The 7,143-nt window shown below is 37.4% G+C and carries 9 protein-coding genes; 3 read left to right on the forward strand and 6 right to left on the reverse strand.

Annotation, left to right across the window (positions count from 1 at the left end):
- Nucleotides 1-198: 198 nt before the first annotated feature.
- Nucleotides 199-1,371, forward strand: coding sequence for a serine hydrolase domain-containing protein (locus tag BW964_RS17055; RefSeq protein WP_076508935.1), 1,173 nt, complete (start codon nt 199-201; stop codon nt 1,369-1,371).
- On the opposite strand, the gene BW964_RS17060 is transcribed toward BW964_RS17055, so the two are convergent.
- Entirely contained in the window at nt 1,310-1,924 is a 615-nt protein-coding gene (locus tag BW964_RS17060; protein ID WP_076508937.1) for a hypothetical protein, read from the reverse strand. The genes BW964_RS17055 and BW964_RS17060 overlap by 62 nt on opposite strands.
- Nucleotides 1,921-2,244 (reverse strand): PadR family transcriptional regulator, encoded by a 324-nt coding sequence (locus BW964_RS17065; RefSeq protein ID WP_076508939.1) that lies wholly within the window; start codon nt 2,242-2,244, stop codon nt 1,921-1,923. Before BW964_RS17065 ends, BW964_RS17060 begins: the two co-directional genes overlap by 4 nt.
- Before the next feature lie 84 nt (nt 2,245-2,328).
- On the opposite strand from BW964_RS17065, the gene BW964_RS17070 reads away from it, so the two are divergent.
- Nucleotides 2,329-2,868, forward strand: coding sequence for a 2'-5' RNA ligase family protein (locus BW964_RS17070; protein WP_076509015.1), 540 nt, complete (start codon nt 2,329-2,331; stop codon nt 2,866-2,868).
- Nucleotides 2,869-2,912: 44 nt separating this feature from the next.
- Here the strand turns inward: BW964_RS17070 and BW964_RS17075 are convergent, their stop codons facing one another.
- Complete coding sequence (locus tag BW964_RS17075; protein ID WP_076508940.1) at nt 2,913-4,277, reverse strand: T9SS type A sorting domain-containing protein; 1,365 nt, start codon at nt 4,275-4,277, stop codon at nt 2,913-2,915.
- A gap of 2 nt (nt 4,278-4,279) precedes the next feature.
- Nucleotides 4,280-4,771 (reverse strand): hypothetical protein, encoded by a 492-nt coding sequence (locus tag BW964_RS17080; RefSeq protein WP_076508942.1) that lies wholly within the window; start codon nt 4,769-4,771, stop codon nt 4,280-4,282.
- Between the two features lie 101 nt (nt 4,772-4,872).
- Here BW964_RS17080 and ruvC point away from each other — a divergent pair, with 101 nt between their 5' ends.
- Nucleotides 4,873-5,427 carry a crossover junction endodeoxyribonuclease RuvC gene (gene ruvC / locus BW964_RS17085; RefSeq protein ID WP_073329200.1) on the forward strand — a complete coding sequence of 185 codons (555 nt, stop codon included), beginning with the start codon at nt 4,873-4,875 and terminating at the stop codon, nt 5,425-5,427.
- Between the two features lie 285 nt (nt 5,428-5,712).
- Here ruvC and BW964_RS17090 read toward each other — a convergent pair whose 3' ends face one another.
- A complete protein-coding gene (locus tag BW964_RS17090) occupies nt 5,713-6,021 on the reverse strand; it encodes a hypothetical protein (protein WP_123911987.1) in 309 nt (102 codons plus the stop codon).
- A 50-nt stretch (nt 6,022-6,071) separates the two neighbouring features.
- Nucleotides 6,072-7,143 (reverse strand): RHS repeat-associated core domain-containing protein (locus BW964_RS17095; protein WP_139325912.1); only part of this gene is annotated, 1,072 nt, incomplete at its 5' end.

A 7,143-nucleotide genomic window follows, 5' to 3' on the forward strand; every position in this document is an offset into this window, starting at 1 on the left:
ATAAAAAGATTTTGTGAAGTTTTCCAAAACTCATAAAAGTACTCATGATCTGTGCACTGCTTTTGTACAAAAGAAGTAAGAGATTACAGCATTTTTCGTTTATCAGCAATAATATTTCATATTTCCTGCTCTGGAACTTTGAGCGGTTTTTCTTATTTTTGATAAACAATGCTGTAAAAATTTATTTCCCATCACAAAATGACAAAAAAAATCTCTTCCTTTCTTCTACTTATTTTTCTCGTATCCGGCTTAATTTCCTGTAAAAATGAACTTGCACCTGCTGCTGCTCAACCCATTAATAAGAATGCAATCATTGATTCTACGATTACAGCTTTTCAGACTACACTTTTAGAACAGCAGATCGATTCTGTTTTTAAAAAATATGATTTCAACGGAAGTGTCGCAGTATTTAAAGATTCGCTTCAGCTATACCGGAAAGAAAATGGCTATTCAGACTTTAAGGCTAAAACAAAGATTGACAACAATACCGTTTTTGCCATCGGTTCTGTCAGCAAGCAGTTCACAGCAGTATTGATCCTTCTTCAGATGGAACAGGGAAAACTGAATGTGACGGACAAAGTATCTCAATACCTGAAAGAATTCAAATTGAAGGAATATGAAAATATTACGATTCACCAGCTTTTAAACCATACGTCAGGACTCAATATGTTCGGAGGGAAATTGATGTTCAGAAGTGGTTCAGATTTTTTCTATTCCAATGACGGCTTTAATGCTTTAGGAAAAATTGTTGAAATCGTTTCGGGAAAATCATTTGATGAAAATGCTCAGGAACTGTTTAAAAAAGCAGGAATGACAAGCTCTTCTACCGCAGCTGTTTTTGAAGGTTCTGATTTTGCCAGTGCTTATCTGGGGAATGGGGGGAACTTTGCAGAAGTTCCCCATATGCCGAAAAGACTGGCCGGAAAAGATATAGGAACTCCCGCAGGTGGTGTCCTTTCTACCATAGATGATCTTCACCAATGGAACAATGCTTTGTATGGTGGAAAAATCCTGAAACCAGAAACGTTAAAGCAGTTCAGTTCTAAAAGTGCCGAAAGACATCATGCGATTCTGGGTACAATGGGATATGGCTACGGAATTATGATGAACATCGGAAAACCTGAATGCTATTTTCACAGCGGCTATGTCAAAGGCTCTCCTTCTCTGAATATTTATTATCCGCAAACCAGGACATCCGTGATTATTTTATCGAATATTGCGGATGAAGAAAAGGGAAAGAGTTCCACTTTCCGGCCTCATACGGAAGTTAAAAAGATCACAGATAATCTGGAAAACACCTTGTTACAGCTTAGATCAAAACATTCACTTTCTTTGCATTCCAATAGAGAAGCTGAATCTGAACAGCAGTAGCGAACAAAAAGAAAGGTTTTATTATGACAGACGCAACCATTCTGAAATCCTGAAAGAAGAAAGAAGTACATCCCATTACCACCAGTCCTACAAACAGATTTTTTAACAGCAAAGGATGAAAACTGATTTGGGTATAATGGTACAACTTCATTTTTCTAAAGATAAAATTATATCCTGCAAGCCCGAATATGATGGCAAAAGCTACCATCTGCACCTCATTATAAAGATCAGGTTCTGTATAGAGTAAAATTAAGAAAAGCACGGAACTCAGTAAAGCATATCCGGTCATCTTTCTGAATCTGTTCTGAAGAATATGTTTCTCAATTCGGGAGACTTTTCTCACTGAAAGGATGTCTGCTCTCACCATTTCAAGCTCATATTTCCAGTTCATTTGGGTTTGGAGAAAGGCTTCCTGAAAACTGATATTATGGTCTTCCATCAAATGGGTGATCTGAAGGATAAAATGGTCTTTGATTTCCAGCAAAAGCTCGTGATCCAATTTTTTTGAAATAAGGTATTGTTTGATTTCAATTTCCTGTGTTGCAGTCATCATATGTTAAAAATCGCATTTAGGTTTAATAAATAACTTTTCATTTCATTCTCCTGAACAGCCTGATCTTTTTTCCCTTTTTCAGTCAGAAGATAATATTTTCGGTCTCTGCCATTGATTTTTTGAACCTCCGAAGTGATCATTCCATCATTCTCCAGTTTATGCAGCAGCGGATACAGCGCACCCTCCGTCATTTCAAGCTCTCCTTCTGTAAGTTCCTTTGCCCGCTGGGTGATTTGATAGCCGTACATTTTCACTTCTTTTGAAAGCAATTTCAGAATAATGTTCTGGAGTGTTCCTTTGTAAAGGCTGTTCTTTTTCAAATGACAATGTTTTTAATACCTTACAAATCTATGCATAATTTTCTTATGCATGTAAGTTTTATCAAAAAAAATGTATTTTGTTGTATGAAAAAAATGTATTTCATTGCGGTTTATCCTCCTCAGGAAATTATTGAAGAGGTGAAGGTATTTAAAAAAGACCTGGCCTTGAATTATGAAAATTCAAAGGCGTTAAAAAATGATGCGCATATTACTTTATTTCCTCCTTTTTCGAGAGCGCTTGAATTGGAAAATGACATCCATGCTGCTTTTCAAAAGATAGATACCAATCTCTCTCCTTTTGAAATTACGTTAAATGGTTTTGGCAGTTTTCCCAATCCCAAAAATCCTGTGCTTTTTGTGCACCCCGAACCCAATGAAAATTTACATATTCTTCATGAAAGGGTAAAACAATATTTTAATTTTACTCCCTATTCTTTCACACCTCACATCACCGTTGGATACAGGAATCTTAGTTATGATAATTACCTGAAAGCGTGGGAGATTTACAAGGAAAAAGAATTTAAAACTAAATTCTTAGTTAACAAAATAACACTCCTTCGACATGATCATGAATGGGTTCCCATTGCGGAAAAGCGGCTGACAGGAAATGTCAGCGAACAATAAATGCCGCCTTAGACAAGCGGCACTGTATTTTGAATTTTACGAATTTATTCTTTAATGATTTTTTGGGAAATGATCATTCCTTCATTTTCATACACATTAACGAGATACGTTCCTGCCGGAAGGTTTTTAATGTCTACCCATAAAGTTGAATGGTCTTTGAGCCCTGATTTCCCTCTGATAAGTTTCCCTGAAGTGTCATACAATTCAACTCTGGTATTTCCGGAGAAATCCTGCTTCCCTTTGATGAAAAATTCGCCGTCTGAAGGATTAGGATAAATACTGTATCTTCTTTCTTCTGCTTTTACCTCCATCATCTTCCGTGCAGCAGATTTATTCAATGTCCAGGTGACATTGGTAAAATGAACGGTATTGTGATTATTGACTTTAAGCAATGGATTATTATCATTGACCGAAAAGATCAGGGTATTATTTCCCGCATTCAGCTGGGAAGGAGAAATGGTGATTGCATTGGCTGTTGAGGCAAGCAGTATTCCGTTCAGTTTCCAGGAATTGACCAGGGTGTTAGGAATCGGAAGAATTTCATTTACTGTAAATGTGACATTAGAGTTGGCGTTGACTGCTGAAGTATTCGCAGGGGTGTAGGAGTCCACCGGAGACACCAGTGAATGAATTTTTTCAATAATGGCTTCTTTACAAACCGAGCAGAACTGCTGGTTAAGATACCTCATCTCGCAGCTTTGATGAGGACGGAACCAGGAAGGACTTTCTGTAAAGGAATAAACACCTACCCCGTTTGTTCCTACCCAGTTTTTCCACTTCACTGTCGTTGGACTTGACGTCTGGGTTTTATTGGGAGATTCTCCGGATCCTGAGAACCAGTATTCATCAGCCAGTTTTCCGAAAGAATGTCCCAATTCATGAACAACAATTTCATTAGATGATCCATTGAGGGAAGCGAATGCATAAGCCCCGCCGCAGCCTCCATACTCTGTAGAGTTCCCCAACACATAGGTAATATCATAATCCGGAACATTGGCCGCAAGAACCTGACCTACTTTATTGGTAGTATTACTGTAAATACAGCGATGAACCCCGAAATCAAAGGAAGATCCAAGGTAATTATTGGGATTAGAAACCGGAATAACGGGTTCCGTTACATCGGTAGCAGTTCCGGGGTGTTTCACTCCTGAAGCGGTAGACACCACTTTTACCGCATAGGCATTGAAGTAGTTTTTATATTCCGTGTAGGGGCTTTTTGTAAAAAGATAATTGACAGTCGCCTGCGCTGAGGAAACAAAGGAAGTCTGCTGAGCCGTTGTAAAACCATCACCCAATACTGCGATAATGATCCTTTTGTCATTGGTTCCGTTCTGAAGCAGAGGAACAGTCTGGAAGGTCTGTGCAGTACAACAACTTCCTATTAATAGGGCTAATAAAGTTTTTTTCATGATTAAAGTTTTTGAGTGAATACCATTTGTGTTCCTGAATCGGTTACTTTTTCGATTTTTACCATTTGAATGTGTTCAGAATAGGCATACCTGACACTGAATTCAGCATTATCAAGGGATATTTTCTTTCTGCTGACCCCTTCTTTTTCATACACTTCCATTTCGGGATTCAATGGATTTTTTACCAGCTGCTTGCTCATTTCTTTCCCTCCCGAATCGGATAAAATAATAATAAGATCTCCGGTTTCAACTTCACTCCTATCGAAAGAAGGCGTGAATTTCAGCTTTCCTTCGGCAATTTTCTTTTCCTGAAGGACAATTCTTTCTTTTCCGGAAGCTTCTTTATCGGCCTGAAAAAACAGATAAACAATCTTCCCTTCTTTCCGGATTTCAGTGCCGGAAACTTTATCCCTAAAATACGCTAACGTATTGCTTTTCTGAAAGCTGCACAAGAGTAGTACGGGAACCATCAAAAGATTAAGTAAATTTTTCATAACATTTTTTATTTAAAGTTATAAATATTTCCCGATATGTTGAATATTATTAAATAATCTTTTGTCTGATAAAAAAGTTTAGAATACCCTATCTTTGAAGCATGATTTCAGAGAAGATAATTTTAGGGATTGATCCGGGAACGGCTATTATGGGTTTTGGTATTATTTCCATTAAAAAAGGGAAGATGGAGATGATTTCCATTCATGAGCTGATCTTAAAAAAATACCCTAATCATGAAACGAAGCTGAAATATATTTTTGACAAAACATTAGCCCTGATCGATGAATATCATCCTGATGAAGTAGCTCTTGAAGCTCCGTTTTTTGGAAAAAATGTGCAGAGTATGCTTAAATTAGGCCGTGCTCAGGGAGTCGCAATGGCAGCAAGCCTTCACCGGAACATTCCGATTACAGAATACTCACCTAAAAAGATCAAAATGGCTATCACCGGAAACGGAAATGCCAGCAAAGAACAAGTGGCAGGAATGCTTCAGAATCTTTTAAATCTGAAAGAATTTCCTACAAAATATCTGGATGCCTCCGATGGTCTTGCCGTTGCGGTATGCCATCACTTTAATTCCGGAACTGTAGCCGGTACAAAATCATTCACCGGCTGGGATAGTTTTCTTAAGCAGAATCCGGATAGGTTGAAATAGTATAAACGGAAAGAATCCGTCTCACTTTTTTGTTGTGAGACGGATTCTATTATTATAATTAATTATATTCCATTTTACTAGCTTTGCAGTGTCTAATTTGGCATTCGAATCCTTTGTCATAGCGAGATTACTATTTGCATTTAATTGCCCAAGTGCTTTATCTGCTAAATTTCCGAAGGATGGATGTCTTTATTTCCATTCCATCCGGATCAATAGATATTACAGGATTATTTAGGACTCAGATGGACACGAGCGAGACGCTCGCGCCAGCGGGGGGGGGGGGAATTAATCTTCTGATTTATAATAATTTAATACTTCGCCAGTATTTTTATTGATATTAATATATATCTTACAGTATCTACAATTATAACTTTTTATAACAATTCGCCATACTTTATTATCTGCAATCAAACTAATCTGATATGGTTTAGATTTTTCAGGATCTAATAACGCTCTCTTTCTTATAAGAACATCAACATATTTAATTACAGTTTCTTCGTCAGGTATAATGTCTGTGCCATAATGATTTACAAGTTTACATGGTAATTGATCAATTCTTCTATCTTCATCTTTGCATTTTCCTTCTTGTGCCATAAGAGACAATGGTAGGAAATATAAAATTATTAAAACTATTCTCAACATTGTTAATATCTTTTAGGTTGTTTAGGATCAAATCCTTTAGGTGGTACATTAGGCATATTTGTAGGCGAAATACTATTTAGCCTTAAAGATCCGGAAGCGGGGTCAGAAGGTAAATCTTTAGTAACAGGAAGATCGTAATTTTTTACGGCCACTCCGGCTGCATCTGTTTTTGTAGAATTGGAATTATTACTAACTCCTGGTGTATATTCTCTTAATCCCCCATCTGGTGTTGCAACATAACCTGTTATGGGTTTTCCATAAGCATTCTCTTCTTTTTTTCCATTACTATCATATAGTGTATTTTTATATGATGCAATATCTCTATTTGAAAACTCGTTTGCACTACTATAATCTTTTCCATCCATTTTTATAACATCCGTGTCTCCACTATGTGTATGACCATCACCTACAATTTCAGCACCTTTTGCTGCTTTCGCAACATCATTTGGATCTATTTCTCCTGACGTTCCAGCAGTTCCAGTTTGAGGAACTGTATAACTATAATAGGTTTCGCCGTTTGTATCAGTTACTTTATAAAAAGTAGTACGGACTTCAACATTATAATTAATAGATAATCCATTGTACTGCTTTCCAAAATCAGTAGCGGCAGACCTTAAAGTCTTAAATCTATCTCCAGGATCTAAAGCTTGCCTTCCGTCTGGATCAATAAATCTTATCGGATTATTGAAAGCATAATTATAAGGACTCCACCTCCTAGAGGTTTCAGCCAGAGGATCTATGACACCCCATCTTCCAATATCCGGCATATACATCCTCGCTCCATAATCATACATCCCAGTCTCCTGAAGCTCCTTCCCGTTGTACTTATAACTATAATACCCTCCAAGTCTAGAACTGCTAATCATTCCCTGAATATGATTCAATCCAAAAGGATAATAGTTATTGGTATCCGTAACCTCCAGAACGCCTTCGCTGTTTTTCGCAAAACTTACCCTCGCATTGCCAAGGTGGTCTCTGTACTGGTAAATATAACGGTTTTCTGTGAAACTGTAAAATCCTTCTGAAGTAGGCACAAAATCAAGTTTCCATTCAGGGGAGCCTCCGATAACAAGG

Source organism: Chryseobacterium shigense (assembly GCF_900156575.1).
Classification (GTDB): domain Bacteria; phylum Bacteroidota; class Bacteroidia; order Flavobacteriales; family Weeksellaceae; genus Chryseobacterium; species Chryseobacterium shigense.

Bases quoted from the DNA above. Each gene is read 5' to 3' on its own strand.
- BW964_RS17075 (WP_076508940.1), bottom strand. From the start codon at position 4,277: ATGAAAAAAACTTTATTAGCCCTATTAATAGGAAGTTGTTGTACTGCA.
- BW964_RS17080 (WP_076508942.1), bottom strand. From the start codon at position 4,771: ATGAAAAATTTACTTAATCTTTTGATGGTTCCCGTACTACTCTTGTGC.
- BW964_RS17070 (WP_076509015.1), top strand. From the start codon at position 2,329: ATGAAAAAAATGTATTTCATTGCGGTTTATCCTCCTCAGGAAATTATT.
- BW964_RS17090 (WP_123911987.1), bottom strand. From the start codon at position 6,021: ATGGCACAAGAAGGAAAATGCAAAGATGAAGATAGAAGAATTGATCAA.
- ruvC (WP_073329200.1), top strand. From the start codon at position 4,873: ATGATTTCAGAGAAGATAATTTTAGGGATTGATCCGGGAACGGCTATT.
- BW964_RS17060 (WP_076508937.1), bottom strand. From the start codon at position 1,924: ATGATGACTGCAACACAGGAAATTGAAATCAAACAATACCTTATTTCA.
- BW964_RS17055 (WP_076508935.1), top strand. From the start codon at position 199: ATGACAAAAAAAATCTCTTCCTTTCTTCTACTTATTTTTCTCGTATCC.